This is a genomic window from Rathayibacter sp. CAU 1779 (assembly GCF_054551755.1).
In genome coordinates, this window is record NZ_JBTOLK010000001.1 from 1,763,474 (window position 1) to 1,782,246 (window position 18,773).

Here is an 18,773-nt window from a genome sequence, read left to right on the forward strand (position 1 = left end):
AAGGCTTCCCGTGACCGAACAGCCAGGCATCGACGCGCCCGCGAACGAGACGATCGTGCATGGCGGAGTCGTGCACAGCAATGCCGTGCACGACGACACCGAGCTCGATCGCGCGTTCCGCGATGACGTGGTGCGTGCGGCGAAGGCGCGTGCCGGCGTCCTCCTGGGAATGACGGAACAGGACGCCCGGTCGGGCGCGCACCGAGGGCTGATGCGGGACGCCAAGGTGCTGCTCTCGCTCGTCGCGGCGAACCGCTCCGAGGAACGGAGTGCCGACCGAGAAGTCCCGGACCCATCGGCACATGACCGATCGGCACAGGACCGATCGGCGCTGATCGCTGCAGCGGCGCTCCGCGTCGACGCGCTACGTGCACTCCAGTCGCCGTCCGGCCTGTTCGCCGGAGGGGACAATCTGCAGTCGCCGCCCGACAGTGCCTTCACCATCAACGATGCGTGCGATGCCCACGCGTTCCTCGAGGGGACGGTCGACGCATCCGCCGTTCGGGACGCGATCGGCACGATCATCCGCGACGCCACCCAGGCGCTGCTCGCCGGCGGCGTGCACACGCCGAACCACCGCTGGGAGATCAGCGCGGCGCTGGCGCGCATCCATCGCTCCTTCCCCGACGAACGGCTCGTCGCCCGCGTCGACGAGTGGCTGTCGGAAGGCGTCGACGTCGATCGGGACGGCCTCTACTCCGAGCGCAGCCCGAATTACGCGGCGCACGTGACGAATCCGTCGCTCAGCGCCATCGGACGCGCACTCGGCCGATCGGAGCTGACGGTCGAGCTGGACGGCATCGTGCATCGCAACCTGGAGACCACGCTGGCGCTGCTGCATCCGGACGACACCGTCGAGACGGTGCAGTCACGGCGCCAGGATCAGGCCACCACCCGGTTCCCGCTCGCGCCCTATCTCGCCGCATACCGCATCGCCGCCGTGGCGACAGGGCGTGTCGACTTCGCATCCGCAGCACGAAGGGCAGCCTCGTCGGCGCCGCTGGATGCCGAACTGCTCGCCGAGTCCCTGCTGCGGCCGGAGCTGCTTGCGCCGCTGCCCGAACGAGGAGATGCGGAGTGCTCGGTTGCCGATCCGTCGGGCCCATCCTCGTACCTGCTCGAGACGATCGGCCTCGCCGGTCGACGGTCGGATGCCGTCGAGACCGTGCTGTACGGCGGGTCCGACTACGCGACGCACGGCCGCATCCGCTCGGGGCTCGCCAACAACCCGACGTTCTGTCGGATGTTCGCCGGCGAGGCTGTGCTGGACTCCGTGCGGCTCTCGCGCTCGTTCTTCGACCTCGGACCGTTCCGAGCATCGTCGCTGCGCCGCGTGGCCGATGACGAGTTTGTGCTGGAGGAGACCCTCGTGGCCGCGTACTACCAGCCGCTGCGTGCAGCCGATCGGCGCAGGGACGGAGCCTACGAGCTCGACGACGACGGTCGATTCAGTGCGTCGATGTCGTTCCCGCTGCGTCCGCGTGACGAGGTGTCCATGACGACGGTCGTCGCCGCACGCCTGCTGGCGGACGGCGTCGAGCTGGATGTCAGCATCGCCGCGCCGCAGCTGCCGTGGTCGCTCGAGTTCGCGTTCCGGCCGGGAGGCACCGTCATCGGCGGGATCCCCGACGGCGAGGATGCGTGGGTGCTGCCATCGGGACGCGGCGGGTACGAGGTGGGTGATGCGCGCATCCTCCTCGATGTCGAGGGCGCGGAGCTCAGCGCGGCACCGCTGCCCTACGAGCCGGGTCAGGACTACGGCTTCCTCGGCGGAACGGATGCTGCGAGCGGCGTTCGCGTCCGTGTCGGCGGCACGGCACCGGCAACGTTCGGCGTGAGCATCCGCGCCGAGCGGGGGGTGCGCCGATGAGCGCCGTACGACCCGCCCGCATCGCCGTGATCGGGGTGCACGGCTACGGCGCCGCCCACGTGCTTCGCGCTCAGGAACTGCACGCGGAGGGCCGAGCCGAGCTCGTGGGCCTCGTCGATCCGCTCGACGGACCTGTCGTTCGCGAAGGACGACGAGTCGAGGGCGAGCTGCCCGCCATCGTGCCCACCATCGATGCGCTGCTGGCGGAGACCGAGGTCGATGTCATCGTCGTCGCCACTCCGCTGCACACGCACGGCGAGCTTGCGGCGAGAGCGCTCCGTTCCGGGGCGGACGTGCTGCTCGAGAAGCCACCGGTGACCGACCTCGCTGCGTTCCGTCGGCTCGTCGACGTGCAGCAGGAGACCGGGCGGATGGTGCAGGTGGGATTCCAGAGCCTCGGCTCCCTCGCCCTCGCCGAGCTTCAGGCGTCGATCGCGCGCGGTGAGCTGGGGACCATCGAGGCCATCGGCGCCGCCGGATCGTGGACGCGCGACCGCGCGTACTGGACGAGATCACCATGGGCCGGCAGGCGCGAGCTGAACGGTGTTCGGGTCTCCGACGGTGCGGTGTCGAATCCGTTCGCGCACGCCGTGATGACCTCGCTGTACATCGCGGGCTGGGATGATCCACGGGCGATCGCCGGCGTGGAAACCGACCTGCACCGGGTGAATCCGATCGACGTGGATGACACGTCGGCGCTCCGGGTGCATCCCTCCGAGCTGGGCAGCCGCACGTTCGACGGCGTTCTCACCTGCGCGTTCACGCTTGCGGGTCCGCGGGAGGACGATCCGTTCATCACCGTGCGCGGCAGTGAGGGCACGGCGGTGCTCCACTACACCCGTGATCGCCTCACGATGCCCGACGGCACGACGCGGGACTTCGGCCGGGCCGACCTCATGGACAACCTCATCGAGGCGAGGAACGGCGGAGCGCAGCTCCTGTCGCCGCTGGAGCGGACGGGCGGATTCGTGTCCGTGATCGAATCCGTTGCGGCCGCGTCGGTGCATCCAGTGCCTGCGTCGGCCATCGAATGGCTGGGCGACGATCTCGACACCCGGCCCGTGCTCGACGGCGTGGTGACGGCCATCGACCGTGCGATCGCCGAGGAGCGGCTGTTCAGCGAACTGGACGGGGCGAGCTGGGCGCGCTGAGGTGGCGACGTGTGCGCGGATGCTGCGCCGCGGCATCCGTCAGCATCGCCCCTGCCATTCGCCCACCTATATGTTAGTTTGTTAGGACAAAGATCGAACTGAAGGGTTGGACGTGACGGACGACAAGTCGACGGATGCGGCAGCGCACGGCGTGACGGCCCAGAAGACGGCGGCGCAGAACACGCTCGCCCGCGAAGCGGCAGCCTCGGACACGGCAGCGCAGAACGCGCCGTTCGACCTGATCACCATGGGTCGTATCGGCGTCGACCTCTATCCGCTGCAGGACGGCGTCGGTCTCGAAGACGTCGAGACGTTCGGCAAGTACCTCGGCGGCAGCGCCACCAACGTCGCCATCGCCGCTGCACAGCACGGTCTGCACAGCGCCGTCGTGACGGCGACGGGTGAGGATCCCTTCGGCCGTTTCGCCCGCCGCGAGGTGGCCCGCCTCGGCGTGGACCCGCGCTTCATGACGACAGTGGCGGGGCTCAATACTCCTGTGACGTTCTGCGAGATCTTCCCGCCGGACGACTTCCCGCTGTACTTCTACCGGGAGCCGATCGCGCCGGACCTGATGATCACGGCCGACCGGCTCGACCTCGACGCGATCCGCGGCGCGCGCATCTTCTGGGCGACGGTGACCGGGCTCTCCAGGGAACCCAGCCGTGCGACGCATCACGCCGCCTGGGCGGCCCGTGAGCGCCGGCCGCTGACGGTCCTCGACCTCGACTACCGGCCCATGTTCTGGGAGTCGGCCGCCGCCGCGACCGCCGAAGTTGGTCGGGCACTCGAGCACGTTACCATCGCCGTCGGCAACCGCGAGGAGTGCGAGATCGCCGTGGGGGAGTCCGACCCGCATCGTGCCGCGGATGCCCTGCTGGAGCGCGGCGTAGAGCTCGCGGTCGTGAAGCAGGGTCCGCGCGGTGTGCTGGCCAAGACCCGTGGCGACACCGTCGAGGTGGCTCCCGTGTTCGTGGACGTCGTCAACGGCCTTGGCGCCGGCGACGGTTTCGGCGGGGCGCTGAGCTTCGGGCTGCTGCAGGGCTGGGACCTGCGCACGGTCATCCGGTTCGCGAACGCCGCGGGTGCCATCGTCGCCGGGCGGCGCGAATGCTCGACCGCCATGCCGACCACGTCAGAGGTCGAGGCGCTGCTGAAGGAGTCCGTCGATGTCCGCGCCTGAACGGATGCGCGCGCCCGACGCGGTGATCGCGCCCGACGCGTTCGCCCGCCTGCGCGCGGCTCGACAGCGCGATCCGGAGTCCATCGGGGTGGCGCTCGCGCAGCGCGCGCGGCGTCCGCTGGTACGAGGCGACGGCCGGCTGTTCATCGTGGCGGCTGATCATCCCGCACGTGGCGCGCTCGGTGTGCGCAGCGATCCCACGGCCATGGCCGGCCGCTACGACCTGCTGCAGCGCCTCGCTCTGGCGCTCTCGCGTCCCGGTGTGGACGGTGTGCTGGGCACCCCGGACATCATCGAGGACCTCGTGCTGCTCGGAGCCCTCGACGACAAGGTCGCGGTCGGCTCGATGAACCGAGGCGGCCTTCGCGGCGCCGTCTTCGAGATGGACGACCGCTACACCGGCTACGACGTCGACGCCATGACGCGTTCTGGAGTGGATGCCGCCAAGCTCCTCGTGCGCATCAACCTGCAGGACCCCGCGACGGCGCGCACCCTCGAGGCCACCGCCAACGCGGTGACGGCCTCGGCACGCTCCGGCCTGCCGATCATGCTCGAGCCCTTCATGAGCGAGTGGGCGGACGGACGCGTCGTCAACGACCTGTCGACGGACGCGGTCATCACGTCGGTCGCCATCGCCTCCGGACTCGGCGCCACCTCTGCGTACAGCTGGCTGAAGCTTCCGGTCGTCGACCGGATGGAGCGGGTCATGGAGGCGACGACGCTGCCCACGCTGCTGCTCGGCGGCGACAGCGCGGCGGCACCCGACGAGACGTACGCGTCGTGGGCATCCGCTCTGGCGCTGCCGGGAGTGCACGGACTCGTCGTGGGCCGCACGCTCTTGTATCCGCAGGACGACGACGTGGCCCTGGCCGTCGACACCGCGGCATCCCTCGTTCACGGGCGCTGAGCATCCGGCCCGTCCGCACACGATCACTGCAGACCAGATCAGAAGGAACCATCGCCATGACGAACCTCACCGCAGCACCCGTGGCCGACGATACGCACACGGACCTCCCGATCGTCTCGCACTGGATCGACGGCGCGGCGTACCCGTCGGCCAGTGGTCGCACGGCACCCGTGTACAACCCGGCCCTGGGCGTTCAGACGAAGCGCGTGGCGCTCGCGGATCGGGCGGAGGTCGATGCGGCCATCGCCTCGGCGCAGCGCGGGTTCGAGGTGTGGAGCGGATACTCGATCGCGAAACGCCTCACGGTGTTGTTCGCGTTCCGCGAGCTGCTGAACGCCCGCAAGGGCGAGCTTGCCCAGATCATCACGTCGGAGCACGGGAAGGTGCTCTCCGACGCGCTCGGCGAGATCAACCGCGGCCAGGAGGTCGTCGAGCTCGCCACCGGATTCCCGCACCTCACGAAGGGCGAGTTCAGCGAGAGCGCGTCGACGGGGATCGACGTGTACTCGATCAAGCAGCCGCTCGGCGTCGTCGGTCTCATCAGCCCGTTCAACTTCCCCGCCATGGTGCCGATGTGGTTCTTCCCTGTCGCGATCGCGGCGGGCAACGCGGTGGTGCTGAAGCCGAGCGAGAAGGATCCGTCGGCGTCGCTGTGGATCGCTGCCCTCTGGAAGGAGGCCGGCCTGCCCGACGGTGTCTTCACGGTGCTGCAGGGCGACAAGCTCGCCGTCGACGGCCTGCTGAACTCGCCGGTCGTCCAGTCGATCTCGTTCGTGGGCTCCACACCGATCGCCCAGTACATCTACGAGACCGCGTCGAAGACGGGCAAGAGGGTGCAGGCGCTGGGCGGCGCCAAGAACCACATGCTGGTGCTGCCGGATGCCGACCTCGACCTGGTCGCGGATCAGGCGGTGAACGCGGGCTACGGCGCCGCAGGCGAGCGGTGCATGGCCGTCTCCGTTGTGCTCGCGGTGGAGCCGGTCGCGGATGAGCTGATCGGCAAGATCACGGAACGGATCGACAGGCTGCGCGTCGGCAACGGCGCAGGCGGCGCCGGTGGCGAACCGGACCTGGGTCCGCTCATCTCCGCAGAGCACAAGCGGAAGGTGTCGGACTATGTCGACATCGCGGAGGCCGACGGAGCACGGATCGTCGTCGACGGCCGCTCCTGCACGGTGGAGGGCGGCGAGGACGGGTTCTTCTTCGGACCCACCCTGATCGACGACCTGCCGACGAGCTCCCGCGCATACCAGGAGGAGATCTTCGGACCGGTGCTGCAGATCGTGCGAGTGAAGACGTTCCAGGAGGGGATCGACCTCATCAACTCCGGGCAGTTCGGCAACGGGACCGCCATCTTCACCAACGACGGCGGTGCTGCCCGGCGCTTCCAGAGCGAGGTGCAGGTCGGCATGATCGGCATCAACGTGCCCATCCCCGTGCCGGTCGCCTACCACTCGTTCGGCGGTTGGAAGAAGTCGCTGTTCGGAGACGCGAAGGCATACGGCGTACACGGCTTCGACTTCTTCACGCGCGAGAAGGCGGTCACCAGCCGTTGGCTCGACCCGGCCACGCAGAGCTCGGCGCACCGGGGAATCAACCTCGGCTTCCCGCAGAACGACTGATCACCGGCAGTCTCGGCCGGAGAAAGGCACCGCGTCACATGGTCGTGCGCAACGAATGGTTCTTCCCAGCAGGGTCGCTGACCCGGGGCGCCTGGGAGTCGGTCGTCGACGACGGCATCACGGGATGGCGGCACACCGGCATCCGCGTCGCCGAGCTGGACGACGGCGTGATCGAGCTGCCGGCCGGAGACGTGGAGCGCATCGTGGTGCCGCTCGCCGGCGGCTTCCGCGTCGACCACGACGACATGACGACCGTGCTCGAGGGACGCGCGAACGTGTTCGACGGCGCCACCGACGTGCTGTACGTGGGTGTCGGCCGCGCCATGAGCGTCAGCGGATCCGGCCGCGTGGCCGTCGCGGAGGCGGTGACGACCGAGCGGAAGCCGAGCGCCTATCTCGCGAAGTCCGATGTGCCCGTCGAGATCAGGGGAGCGGGCCGCGACACCAGACGCGTGCAGAACTTCGGCACGCCGGACGCGCTCGACGCTGCGGCGATCATCGCCTGCGAGGTGATCACGCCGAGCGGCAACTGGTCGTCGCATCCGGCGCACAAGCACGACGAGGCCGACGCAGGGCACGAGTCGCGGCTCGAGGAGATCTACTACTTCGAGTCGGCGCCCCGAGCCGGAGCGGATGCCCCGCCAGACGCTGACGCGTTCGGCACCTTCGCCACGTACTCGTCGCCTGCAGGCGAGATCGACACGAGTGCCATGGTGCGCACCGGCGACATCGCGCTCGTGCCGTTCGGATACCACGGACCGGCCGCAGCGGCGCCCGAATACGACCTCTACTACCTGAACGTGATGGCCGGTCCCGGCGAGACCCGGGAGTGGCTGATCAGCGACGATCCGCGGCAGAGCTGGATCCGCGACCGGTGGGCGACAACACCGCAGGATCCCCGGCTGACGGGATCCACCGACGAACGACACGACGCTCTGCCGGACGACGGCCGACAGGACGGCGATCGACGCGACGACGAACGACACGACAACGGAGCACACCGATGACGACACGACGCATGACCGTCGGCCAGGCGCTGGTCGAGTTCCTGGCGCACCAGTGGACGGTGGACGGCGACATCCGGGAGCGCACGGTGCCAGGGATCCTGGGCATCTTCGGCCACGGCAACGTTGCGGGCCTCGGCCAGGCGCTGAAGCAGTACAACGTGCAGGATTCCGGGCTGCTGCCGTACCACCAGGCGCGCAACGAGCAGGCCATGGTTCATCAGGCGGTGGGATTCGCGCGCGTACACAGGAGGCGCGCCACGCTCGCGGCGACGGCATCCGTCGGCCCTGGAGCAGCCAACATGCTCACCGGTGCGGCGCTCGCCACGGCCAACCGACTGCCCGCGCTTCTGCTGCCGAGCGACACGTTCGCGACGCGGGTCGCGGATCCCGTGCTGCAGCAGCTGGAGCATCCGCACGACACCGGCGTGCAGGTGACGGACGCGTTCCGCCCGCTGTCACGATTCTTCGACCGCGTGCAGCGTCCTGAGCAGCTGTTCTCCATCGCGCTCGCCGCGCTGCGCGTGCTCACGGATCCCGCGGAGACGGGTGCGGTGACGATCGTGCTGCCCGAGGACGTGCAGGCCGAAGCGCTCGACGTGCCCGTGGAGTTCCTCCAGGACCGCGAGTGGCACATCCGTCGTCCGGCGCCAGAGCGCTGGGCGCTGGATGCCGCGGCAGCGGCCATCCGCGGCGCGAAGCGCCCCTTCATCGTGGCCGGCGGCGGCGTCATCTACTCGGGCGCGGAGAACGCGCTGCGCGCGCTCGTCGAGAGCACGGGCATCCCGGTCGGCACCAGTCAGGCCGGAGGCGGCGCGCTGAACTGGGACCACCCGCAGTACCTGGGCGGGGTCGGCGCCACGGGAACGACCGCGGCGAACCGGCTCGCGGCCGAGGCAGACGTGGTCATCGGAATCGGCACGCGCTACAGCGACTTCACGACAGCCAGCCGTACCGCGTTCCAGAACCCTGATGTGGCGTTCGTGAACGTGAACGTCGCGTCGTTCGACGCGTACAAGCACGGCACGCAGCTGCCGGTCATCGCGGATGCCCGCGAGACCCTCGTCGCGCTCCAGGTCGCGCTCGACCGTCACCACATCGACGCCGACTATGTCGAGCGCATCGCGCGCGAGAAGCGCGAATGGGATGCCGTGGTCGATGACGCCCTGAAGCCCACCGGCGCCGAGCTCCTCGGCCAGAGCGAGATCATCGGGGCAGTGCAGAGCGCGAGCGACCCTCGGGATGTCGTCGTGCAGGCGGCCGGATCGCTCCCCGGCGACCTGCACAAGCTGTGGCGGGTGCGCGACCCGCTCGGTTACCACGTCGAATACGCGTTCTCGACCATGGGATACGAGATCGCAGGAGGCCTCGGCGTCAAGCGAGGGCTCGAGGCGCTGGGCGACGACCGCGACGTCATCGTCATGGTCGGCGACGGTTCGTACCTCATGCTGCACAGCGAGCTGGCGACAGCGGTGGCCGAGGGCATCAAGATCGTCGTGGTGCTCATTCAGAACCAGGGGTTCGCCTCGATCGGGCACCTCTCCGAGACCGTCGGATCTCAGCGCTTCGGCACCCGCTACCGTTACCTCGACCGCGAGGAGTCGAACTTCGAGTCCGGAGCGCTGCTCACGGCAGTTGACCTCGCGGCCAACGCCCGGAGCTACGGCATCGACGTCATCGAGATCGCGCCGGGAGCGGATGCCGCATCCCGCCTCCGCGACGCCGTGGCCGCTGCGAAGACGAGCGAGACCTCGACGCTCATCCACGTCGACTCGGATCCCTTCTCCTACGCGCCCGACGGCGAGGGCTGGTGGGACGTGCCCGTCGCCCAGGTCTCCGAGCTGGAGAGCACGCGGCACGCGCACGCCGAATACGTCGAGCAGCAGAAGAAGCAGCGCCCGCTCCTGGGCTGAGGACACCAGCCCAGGAGCGGGTGGCTCGCCCCGCGTCGGGCTCGCTGAGCGAGGCGCAGCCGAGTCGAAGCGAACGCACCACGACCGACCACGACACGAGGAACACATGACTCAGGACAGCTCCACCGCCCCGCACCCCACCGCAGATGCGGCGCGTGCGAGCGGCCCACTGCGCATCGGCGTGATCGGTGCGGGCATCATGGGCAGCGACCATGCCAGGGCGATCGCGTCGGCCACCCACGGCGCGGTCCTCGCGGCGGTGGCCGACATCAACCTGGCACGCGCCCAGGCACTGGCATCCGAGCTCGGTGCACCGCTCGCCGTTGCCGACCCGGTGGAGCTGATCGAAGCGGATGCCATCGATGCGGTGGTCGTGGCATCCCACGACTCCACACACACCGGCCTAGTGCTCGCCGCCATCGCCGCAGGCAAGCCCGTGCTCTGCGAGAAGCCGCTTGCGCTCGATCTGGACGACTGCGCGCGCATCATCGTCGCGGAACGGGAGACGGGTCGTCGGCTGGTCTCCGTGGGATTCTCCCGCCGGTTCGACCCCGCCCTCGTCGAGCTCAAGCAGGCGCTGGATGCCGGCGAGATCGGCCGGCCGCTGCTCGCGCACGCTGTGCACCGCAACGTGTCGGGCGATCCGCGCGGTGACTCCGTCTCCACGGTGCTGAACTCTGCCGTCCACGAGCTCGACCAGACACCGTGGCTCCTGTCCTCGACGGTCGTCGACGTGAGCTGGCACGCACCGGCGTCGACGAGCCTGCTTCCGCAGCGTCAGGACCCGCAGCTCCTCCTGCTCCGCACCGCAGACGGCGCGCTGACCACCGTCGAGGTGTTCGTGAACGCCGTCTACGGATACGACGTCAGGCTCGAGGTCGTCGGCGAGACGGGCACGCTCGCGCTCGGTCGCCCGACGGCCGTCGTTCGCGACACCGGACTGACCAGGCAGAGCGCCTATCCCGCCGACTGGCGGCCGCGATACGCGGCGGCCTATCGCGCGGAGATGCAGGACTGGGTCGACGCCGTCACGCGCGGCGGCTACGACGGTTCCGACCTCGCCGACGCCGTCGACGGATACCGTGCGACGGCCGTCGCCCACGCCGTGATCGCCGCCATGGAGACCGGCGGAAGCAGCGTCGCGGTCGGGTATCCGCACGCCGACCTCCTCGGTCTCTCAGCCGACACGTCCCCCACGGCACAGGCCACAACTGCACCGGCATCGAGCGCACCGGCCGCCAGCTCCTCGGCCACCAGCTCATCGGCCGCAAGGACATCGTCCATGACCACAGAAAGGGCGCTGCGATGACCGCATCCACCGCACCGAAGATCGCTGCGGCGCCCATCTCGTGGGGCGTCTGCGAGGTTCCCGGCTGGGGCTACCAGCTGCCGCCCGACCGCGTGCTGCGCGAGATGGCGGAGCTGGGCTTCTCGGCCACCGAGTTCGGTCCCCTCGGATTCCTGCCCGAGTCGCCGTCTGAGAAGGCGGAACTGCTCTCGGGCTTCGGCCTGAGCGCGACCGGTGGATTCGTGCCCGTCGTGCTGCACAATCCGTTGCACGACCCCGTTCCGGAGGTCGAAGCGGAGCTGGCGTCGTATGCGGCGGCAGGGGCATCCGTGCTGGTGCTCGCGGCGGCGACCGGCGTCGAGGGCTACGACTCCCGCCCTGAGCTGGATGCCACCGGCTGGGCGACCCTGCTGAGCAACCTCGACCGACTCCGGAAGACGGCGGAGGATGCCGGTGTGCTCGCCGTGCTGCATCCGCATGTCGGCACCATGGTGGAGACCACAGACGACCTCGACCGCGTGCTCGCCGGATCCGGCATCCCGATCTGCCTCGACACCGGCCACCTGCTCATCGGCGGAACGGATCCCGTCGCCTTCGCCGCCGCCCACGCCGACCGCATCGCGCACGTGCACCTGAAGGATGTCGACCTCGGCGTCGCACGCACCGTGCAGTCGGGTGAGCGCACGTACTACGACGCCGTGGTCGCCGGGCTGTACCGGCCGCTCGGGCAGGGGGACGTGGATGTGCGGAGCATCCTGGCCAGCCTCGATGCCGTCGGATATGACGGATGGTTCGTGCTCGAGCAGGACAACGTCATCGACGGCGCGCCCGCGGAGGGCGCCGGTCCGATCGGCGACGCGCGCGCGTCGGCCGAGTACCTGCGTTCGGCGCTGGCCTGAGGGTCGGCACGTGTGGGTTCGTGCTGCGGAGACCCAGCACGAGGAGCGTTCTCGACCGGCCGGATCCGACGTCACTTGTTGACGAGCGTGATCTCGAACGCATAGAGGTCGGGCCGGTAACAGTGGTGGCCGTATTCGACCGCCTTGCCGTTGTTGTTGTACGCCGTGCGATCCATCGTGAGCACGGGACCGTGCCCCTTCACGTCCAGGAGCCTGCTCTCCTCGGTCGTGGCCGCCCTGGCGCCGATGCGCTGCTGGGCGACGCTGATCATCGTTCCGCGGGCGCGGAGCAGCTGGTACAGGCCGCGCGTCTGCAGCTCGTCGGCGCTGATGTCGATGAACTCGGAAGGCAGGTAGTTCTCCAGAACGGCCAGGGGCACGCCGTCTGAAGACCGCAGTCGACGCACGTGCAGCGCCGACGACCCCTTCGGTACGGACAGCTGGTCTGCGATCACGTCGTCGGCCTCCACGACCTCACGGGTCAGCAGCGCGGTCGACGGATGCTTGCTCCCGCGCTCGAGATCGTCGTACAGGCTGGTGAGTTCCACCTTGCGCGTGACCGGCCGCTGCACCACCTGCGTGCCGATGCCGCGACGCCGCACGAGCAGGCCCTTGCCCACCAGCTCCTGGATGGCGCGCCGCACTGTCGGACGGGAGAGCCCGAGCCGCTCGCCGAGGGCGATCTCGTTCTCCAGCCGGGCGCCGGGCGCGAGCGTGCCGTCGGTGATCGCCCGCTCGATCGTCGTCGCGACCTGGAAGTACATGGGGATCGGACTCGAACGGTCTATGTCCACGAACAGTTCGGTCGGCAGTTTCGTCTGCTCGGCGATCGTGTCGGGCATGTGGGCTCCCTCTGATGGAACAGTCCTTCTGACCGCGCGGTCGCTCTGACGGCACCGTGTCGCCGAGGTGCGGTGACAGTGACTACACGGTCTCGTGAACAGCACAGTGCGCGAGGCGCTGCGACGGGACGGGTGACAAAGTCCGGACTTTGTCAGAAGTTTACGTCATGGATGAGAGGCGACCGTTCGATAGCGGACGCCGCCTGACACAGGGCGAATACAGAAATGGCGCCGACGCCGAAAGCGGGAATGCGCCGACGCCGCCGGGTTCCGCACCGTCAGGAGGCCCGGCTTCTCCCGGGGGTGACCAGGAGAAGCTCAACGGTGAATCCGTTCCGTGTTCCGTATTCCCGCTCCGTGTTTCGCAGTCCCCTCCGTGTTCTGTATCCCCCTCCGTGTTTCGCAGTCCCCCTCCGTGTTCCGTATTCAGGACATATGACGACTCGAGCGCATATGGGGCTCCGCACTCCCCGTGTCCTGAACACGGCACCGAACCATGTCCCGTATCCGGCACGGAACCTTCTCCTGAATCCGCCACGGAACCTTCTCCTGATTGCGGCACGGAACCGTGTCCCGAATACGGCACGGAACCATGTCCCGAATACGGCACGGAACCGTGTCCTGAATACGGCACGGAGTCGGCTCGCCATTCTGGCCCGGCCCACGCAGAGGCCCGCCGCGCAGTCGACGAACACGGTCGGCCAGGAATGCACCCGTCGACCAGCGTGGCGCGGATAAGCAGCAGTTCGATGCGGTTTATTCGACCTAAGGTGGATGCCATGCCTGACGCAGCGACCGCGATGCACGACCTCGAGGATCGGGACGACGTCGCCCTCCTCGTCTCGTCGTTCTACCGGCGCGCGTTCGCCGATCCGCTCATCGGGCCGATCTTCACGGATGTCGCCCACATGGACCTCGACCACCACCTGCCGATCATGTGCGACTTCTGGCAGACCGTGCTGTTCAACGCGGGGCTCTACCGGCGCAATGCGCTGCAGCTCCACTCTGTGCTGCACGCGAAGCATCCGCTCGGAGAAGACGAGTTCGAGCGCTGGCTCGAAATCTGGGTTGCGAATGTCGACGACCACTTCGCCGGGGCGGTCGCCGAGCATGCCAAGGTGCAGGCCGCCCGGATCGCGGGGTCCATCGAGCGACGGCTGCAGGGGCGCTCCGGCAGTCGGTACGAGACCATCGGATATCGCGACGGGCAAGATCTGGACGGGCCGCGCTTGGACGGGCAGGGCAGCGACGAGCCGAGCCTCGGCGGGCAGCGCAGCGACGAGCCGAGCCTGGGTGGGCAGGGCAGCGACGAACCGAGCCTGGGTGGGCAGCGCAGCGGCGACCAGGCTCCCGACGAGTTCGAGGCCGAGCCAGTCGGAACGCATCGAGCCGAGACGCAGCACGAGGCGACGCAACGAGCGAGGGAGAGCACGTGAGCGCGCACCAGGAATCGGAGGCCAAGGGGCGCCACGCGTCGTCGGCGGAGAGTTCGGAGGCGGCCGTCGCTCTCGAGCCGATGGCGCGTCGACGCGTGCTGGAGGTGCTGGCGGGGGCGGAGCATCCGCTCGACGTGCACGCCATCGCCGAGGCGCTCGGCGTTCACGTGACCACTGCGCGGTTCCACCTCGACCAACTGGTCGCGTCCGGTCTGGTGCAACGGCGTGCCGTGCAGGAGAACCGGCGAGGGCGGCCGCGGATGCTGTACTCGCCCGGCAGCGCCCTGCGAGCGTCCGAGGCCAGAGAGCGGCTGCTCGGGGTGTTGGTCGAGGCGATCGGCGGCTCCGATCCGGGTGCGGAGCGCGCCTCAGGCGCGAAGTCCTCCCGACGAAGCGCCGCCGCGCGGGCGTCGACACAAGCCGGCCGCAGCTGGGCCGACTCGGTCGAGGCTCCCGCTGGTGTCGGTTCCGTGGCATCGCTCGTCGACGTGCTCGACTCGTGGGGCTTCGAGCCCGAGGTCTCCGGCGACGACATCCTGATGCACGGGTGTCCTTTCCGGGATCTCGCCCGAGAGCGGCCGGAGGTCGTCTGCTCCGTGCATCGCGGCCTCGTGGAGCGGATGCTGGAACGGCTCGACGACGGAGCTCATCCTTCCGCGCGCCTGATCCCGTTCGTCGAGCCCGACCTGTGCATGGTGTCGCTCGGCGCGGGGGAGTCCGGCGACGGATCCGTCACGCGCTGAGCAGACCGACCACGCCGAGCCACACCAGCAGCACGACCTTGAGCACTTCGAGCCCGACGTAGCCGAAGTGCAGGTTGTTGCGCGGCATCCGGTCGGCGGTCTCTCCCGCCCGAACGCGGCGGTCCATCAGCGGTCGCAGCACGAGCGCTCCGGCAGCCAGCACGACGGCGAGCGCCACGGTGAGGGCTTCCGGCCAGGCTCCGTGCGTGCCGCCCTGGAGGAACACCGTCAGCAGCAGCACCGCCGCCGCGATGCCCTCGACGGCGTTGAGCACGTGGAAGACGAGGCGGCCGATCCCGACGCCCAGTTCGACGGTCACGCCCGGCGTCCGGAACTTGACAGGCGCCTCGATGAAGGAGATTCCCACGACGAGCCCGAGCCAGGTGAAGGTGGTGGCAATCTGGATGCCGAGTGCCGCGGTCACAGTGCGCCTTTCGCTCGATAGCTTTAAGCGGATTAATCTCCTTTTTATCAGACCCGAGGGGAAACCATGAGCACACCAGGAGCCGATCGACTCACCCGGATGCTGGGCATCAGCACCCCCATCGTGCTGGGTCCGTTCGGTGGGCTCTCCTCGGTGGAACTGACCGCGCGGGTGAGCGAACTGGGCGGCCTGGGGTCGTACGGGCTCTACGGATACGACGCGGAACGCATCCTGCAGACAGCGGACGCTCTGCGCGCCGCCACCGCGCGCCCGTTCGCGTTGAACCTGTGGCTGCCGACCGGCACGGAGCGGGATCCGAGCGCCGAGGAGTACGCCAGTGCAGCCGAGGCGATGCGTCCGCTCTTCGACGAGGTGGGACTGGAGGTGCCGGATCCGCCCGAGCGCTACCTTCCGTCCTTCCAGGAGCAGCTGGCGGCGGTTCTCGAGGCTCGACCGGCGGCGCTCAGCGTCGTGTTCGGGGTGCCGGGGCGCGACATCCTCGATGCAGCGCATGAGCGCGGCATCACCGTGATCGGCACCGCGACGACGGTGCAGGAGGCCGTGGCGCTCGCCGACGGCGGTGTGGACATCGTGGTCGCCTCGGGATCAGAGGCTGCGGGGCACCGGGTCTCGTTCCTTCGACCGGCAGCGGATTCCCTGGTCGGCACGTTCGCCCTGGTGCCTCAGGTGCGCGACGCGGTCGACGTTCCCGTCGTCGCGACGGGCGGCATCGCGGACCGCCGCGGCGTGGCAGCCGCGTTCGCCCTGGGCGCCGACGGTGTGCAGGTCGGCACCGCGTTCCTGCGCACCCGCGAATCCGCCGCGAACGACGCGCATCGAGCCGCGATCGGCTCCACCCCCGCCGACGGCAGCGTGCTGACGCGGGCGATGAGCGGACGCCTCTCGCGCGGCGCCCCCAACCGTGCCGTTCGCACCATCGAGGGGGCGGGTGCCATCGCGCCGTTCCCGGCGCAGAACTGGCTGACCGGGCGGTTCCGCGTCGCAGCGGGGGCGCAGGGCAACGGCGAACTGCAGTCGCTCTGGCTCGGCCAGGCCGCAGCGCTGGCGCGATACGAGGGAGCCGATCAGGCGTTCGCCGAGCTTGCCGCCGGGCTCACGATCGCCCAGGCGCACAGTGCCGGGTGAACGGCGGTCTTCGCGCTCACCGATTCTGCGGCGCCGGCGTTGCGCTGAGACACCGGTGGCGCGTGCGACTCGGGTCTCGCACGCGCCACGGGGATGACGGATACTGCCGATCAGGCGTGCACGCCGAATCCGCCGGTCCAGCCGATGTGCTCGCGCGCGGCGAGCACCATCTGCAGGAATCCGACGGCCTCGAGCTCGCGGGCACGCTTCAGCGAGCCGGCGTCGGCGGCCTTGAGGCCGCTCGCAGTGATCAGGGCGCCCAGTTCCGCCTTGGAGTTGTCGTCATCGCCCGCGATGACCACTGTGGTGGGCTCGCCGCCCACGGTGCCGCTGGCGAGCGTGGCCGCGAAGTTGGTGTTGAACGCCTTCACGACGTGGGCGTCGGGCAGTTTCGCCTGCAGCTCGGCGGCAGCGGACGAGTGGGCGGGCACGGTGAGCGCGTCGAAGGTGGCGAAGTCGACCGGGTTGGTGAGGTCGACGACGGTCTTGCCGTCGAGGCGAGCGCCGTAGGTCGACACGACCTCGTCGAGCGCGGGGTACGGGAGCGCCAGCACCACGATGTCGCCGGTCAGCACGTCGCCGAACGTCGCTGCTGTCGCACCGAGCCGTTCGGTCAGTTCCTGTGCCTTAGTCGTGTCGCGGGCGACGACCTGAACGTGCGCACCGCCTTTCACCGCGAGGGCCGCGATGGCGGATCCCATGTTGCCGGTGCCGATCACCGAGATGCTGGTCATGTCGTCCTCCTGAGACGTTCGATGTGCTGTTGTTGCAAGTGCAACCATTGATGCAACAACTTGTAGCTGCAACTATTCCGACCTCGGTAAACTCCTTCCATGGTCCCGACAGTGCCGCGCATGGATGCGCTCGAGTCGCGCGCCTGGCTGGCTCTCGTTGCGACCGCGGAGCTGCTCCCTGCCGCTCTTGATGCCGACCTGCGGGCGCACGCGGGGATGACGCACTTCGAGTTCATAGTGTTGAGCGGCCTCAAGCAGGCCGGCCACAACACGATGCGCATGTCCGATGTCGCCGTCATGGTCAACTCCACACTGCCCAGGCTGTCGAAGGTGATCGGCAAGCTCTCGGCACGTGGACTGGTCGAACGCGTCGACAGCCCGGACGACGCGCGAGTGATCAACGTGCGGCTGACATCCGAGGGGCGCAAGGCGCTCGTCCGCGCACTGCCCCGACACCTCGAGCTCGTACGCCGGCTCGTGATCGACCGGCTGGACCGGGAGCAGCTGGAGGCGCTCGCCAACATTCTGGAACCTGTCGTCGCACGGCTCGACCCGCAGCGGACGATGATGAGGGTCGCGCCGCAGTAGCGGCACCCGACCTCCGTTCCGCTGCCGCGCTCAGTCGATCGCGCCGACGGGCGTCCGCAGATCGTGCCAGGGGGAGGTCGCCGGAACGAGAGGATGATGCCGTGGGAGCGCTGCTCGCGCTGGTCGCCGCCGTGGGCTACGGGGCGTCCGACTTCTTGGCCGGCATGGCCGGGCGTAGGACGCCGGTGATTCTCGTGACGGCCGTGACGCTGAGCGTGGGGCTCGTGTTCTCGGCCGTGGTGGTCGTGTTCGTGCACGGGGCGGGACCGACGGCATCCGTCCTGCTGTGGGGAGCGCTGAGCGGAGTGGGCAGTGCCGTGGGCACGCTGGCTCTGTACCAGGGGTTCGCGGTCGGATCGATGAGCGTCGTCGCGACGGTGTCCGGTGTGCTCACGGTCGTGATCCCGGCCGTCGTCGGCGTGCTGATCGGCAACCGGCTGCCGGTCCTGGGCGTTCTGGGCGTCGTTGCCGCGATCGTCGCCGTCGCGCTCGTGTCATGGACCGGCGGGGGAGGCTCGGCCGAAGGCGCCCAGGATCAGCGCCGCGGCGGCGCGCTCTACGGGATCCTGGCCGGAGCAGCCTTCGCCCTGCTGTTCATCGCGCTGGAGCGCGCCGGTTCGGGATCGGGCGCCTGGCCCGTCGCGATCGGACAACTTGTGGCGTGCGCCCTCATCGTTCCCTTCGCGGTGGGCGGATTCCGCGCGCGCCGCGGTCTTCCCGGTTCGGAGTGGCGTCTTCCGCTTCTCGCGGGAGTGCTCGGCTCGGCCGCCGCGCTGAGCTATCTCGCCTCGACCGGATTCGGCGAGCTCGTGATCATCGCGGTGGTGACCTCGATGTATCCCGCGGTCACCGTGCTGCTGGCCCGATTCGTGCTGCAGGAGCGATGGAACTGGCTGCAACGCACCGGCCTTGTCCTCTCCGCCGCCTCCGTCGCGGTCATAGCCCTGGCCTGACCGCCTCCCGCGAGAGTGCCCGTTCCTCCCCGCGAGAGTGCCCGTTGATACTCACGAGAGTGCCTCGCGGGCC

At 69.3% G+C, this 18,773-nt stretch carries 17 protein-coding genes; 14 read left to right on the top strand and 3 right to left on the bottom strand.

From position 1 onward, the window contains the following. Nucleotides 1–10: 10 nt before the first annotated feature. From ACX9R5_RS08090 to ACX9R5_RS08130, 9 genes are all read left to right on the top strand, one after another. Nucleotides 11–1,870: a hypothetical protein gene (locus tag ACX9R5_RS08090; protein WP_459408467.1), complete on the top strand. Its 1,860-nt coding sequence runs from the start codon at nt 11–13 to the stop codon at nt 1,868–1,870. Then, entirely contained in the window at nt 1,867–3,021 is a 1,155-nt protein-coding gene (locus tag ACX9R5_RS08095; protein WP_459408468.1) for a Gfo/Idh/MocA family protein, read from the top strand. Before ACX9R5_RS08090 ends, ACX9R5_RS08095 begins: the two co-directional genes overlap by 4 nt. A gap of 238 nt (nt 3,022–3,259) precedes the next feature. Next, nucleotides 3,260–4,201, top strand: a complete 942-nt coding sequence (iolC, locus tag ACX9R5_RS08100) for a 5-dehydro-2-deoxygluconokinase (protein ID WP_459409051.1) — start codon at nt 3,260–3,262, stop codon at nt 4,199–4,201. Then, a complete protein-coding gene (locus ACX9R5_RS08105) occupies nt 4,188–5,108 on the top strand; it encodes a class I fructose-bisphosphate aldolase (RefSeq protein WP_459408469.1) in 921 nt (306 codons plus the stop codon). Before iolC ends, ACX9R5_RS08105 begins: the two co-directional genes overlap by 14 nt. A 56-nt stretch (nt 5,109–5,164) precedes the next feature. Beyond that, a complete protein-coding gene (locus ACX9R5_RS08110; RefSeq protein ID WP_459408470.1) occupies nt 5,165–6,730 on the top strand; it encodes a CoA-acylating methylmalonate-semialdehyde dehydrogenase in 1,566 nt (521 codons plus the stop codon). A 38-nt stretch (nt 6,731–6,768) separates the two neighbouring features. Beyond that, a complete protein-coding gene (gene iolB / locus ACX9R5_RS08115) occupies nt 6,769–7,737 on the top strand; it encodes a 5-deoxy-glucuronate isomerase (RefSeq protein ID WP_459408471.1) in 969 nt (322 codons plus the stop codon). Beyond that, complete coding sequence (iolD, locus tag ACX9R5_RS08120; protein ID WP_459408472.1) at nt 7,734–9,647, top strand: 3D-(3,5/4)-trihydroxycyclohexane-1,2-dione acylhydrolase (decyclizing); 1,914 nt, start codon at nt 7,734–7,736, stop codon at nt 9,645–9,647. Before iolB ends, iolD begins: the two co-directional genes overlap by 4 nt. Before the next feature lie 106 nt (nt 9,648–9,753). After that, a complete protein-coding gene (locus ACX9R5_RS08125; RefSeq protein WP_459408473.1) occupies nt 9,754–10,956 on the top strand; it encodes a Gfo/Idh/MocA family protein in 1,203 nt (400 codons plus the stop codon). Beyond that, nucleotides 10,953–11,834, top strand: a complete 882-nt coding sequence (locus tag ACX9R5_RS08130) for a TIM barrel protein (protein WP_459408474.1) — start codon at nt 10,953–10,955, stop codon at nt 11,832–11,834. The genes ACX9R5_RS08125 and ACX9R5_RS08130 overlap by 4 nt, the downstream gene beginning before the upstream one ends. Before the next feature lie 71 nt (nt 11,835–11,905). On the opposite strand, the gene ACX9R5_RS08135 is transcribed toward ACX9R5_RS08130, so the two are convergent. Next, nucleotides 11,906–12,676, bottom strand: coding sequence for a GntR family transcriptional regulator (locus ACX9R5_RS08135; RefSeq protein ID WP_459408475.1), 771 nt, complete (start codon nt 12,674–12,676; stop codon nt 11,906–11,908). Between the two features lie 779 nt (nt 12,677–13,455). On the opposite strand from ACX9R5_RS08135, the gene ACX9R5_RS08140 reads away from it, so the two are divergent. Beyond that, nucleotides 13,456–14,112, top strand: a complete 657-nt coding sequence (locus tag ACX9R5_RS08140) for a group III truncated hemoglobin (protein WP_459408476.1) — start codon at nt 13,456–13,458, stop codon at nt 14,110–14,112. Continuing rightward, nucleotides 14,109–14,855, top strand: a complete 747-nt coding sequence (locus ACX9R5_RS08145; protein ID WP_459408477.1) for a helix-turn-helix transcriptional regulator — start codon at nt 14,109–14,111, stop codon at nt 14,853–14,855. The genes ACX9R5_RS08140 and ACX9R5_RS08145 overlap by 4 nt, the downstream gene beginning before the upstream one ends. Here the strand turns inward: ACX9R5_RS08145 and ACX9R5_RS08150 are convergent. Beyond that, nucleotides 14,845–15,279 (bottom strand): hypothetical protein, encoded by a 435-nt coding sequence (locus ACX9R5_RS08150; protein WP_459408478.1) that lies wholly within the window; start codon nt 15,277–15,279, stop codon nt 14,845–14,847. The two genes, ACX9R5_RS08145 and ACX9R5_RS08150, sit on opposite strands and share 11 nt — an antisense overlap. Before the next feature lie 66 nt (nt 15,280–15,345). On the opposite strand from ACX9R5_RS08150, the gene ACX9R5_RS08155 reads away from it, so the two are divergent. Continuing rightward, complete coding sequence (locus ACX9R5_RS08155) at nt 15,346–16,425, top strand: NAD(P)H-dependent flavin oxidoreductase (protein WP_459408479.1); 1,080 nt, start codon at nt 15,346–15,348, stop codon at nt 16,423–16,425. A gap of 110 nt (nt 16,426–16,535) precedes the next feature. On the opposite strand, the gene ACX9R5_RS08160 is transcribed toward ACX9R5_RS08155, so the two are convergent. Then, on the bottom strand, nt 16,536–17,207 hold the full coding sequence (locus tag ACX9R5_RS08160; RefSeq protein WP_459408480.1) for an NADPH-dependent F420 reductase: 672 nt from the start codon (nt 17,205–17,207) through the stop codon (nt 16,536–16,538). A 51-nt stretch (nt 17,208–17,258) separates the two neighbouring features. Between ACX9R5_RS08160 and ACX9R5_RS08165 the strand changes: the two genes are divergently transcribed. Then, nucleotides 17,259–17,747, top strand: a complete 489-nt coding sequence (locus tag ACX9R5_RS08165; protein WP_459408481.1) for a MarR family winged helix-turn-helix transcriptional regulator — start codon at nt 17,259–17,261, stop codon at nt 17,745–17,747. A gap of 101 nt (nt 17,748–17,848) precedes the next feature. Beyond that, entirely contained in the window at nt 17,849–18,700 is an 852-nt protein-coding gene (locus ACX9R5_RS08170; RefSeq protein ID WP_459408482.1) for an EamA family transporter, read from the top strand. Nucleotides 18,701–18,773: the final 73 nt, after the last annotated feature.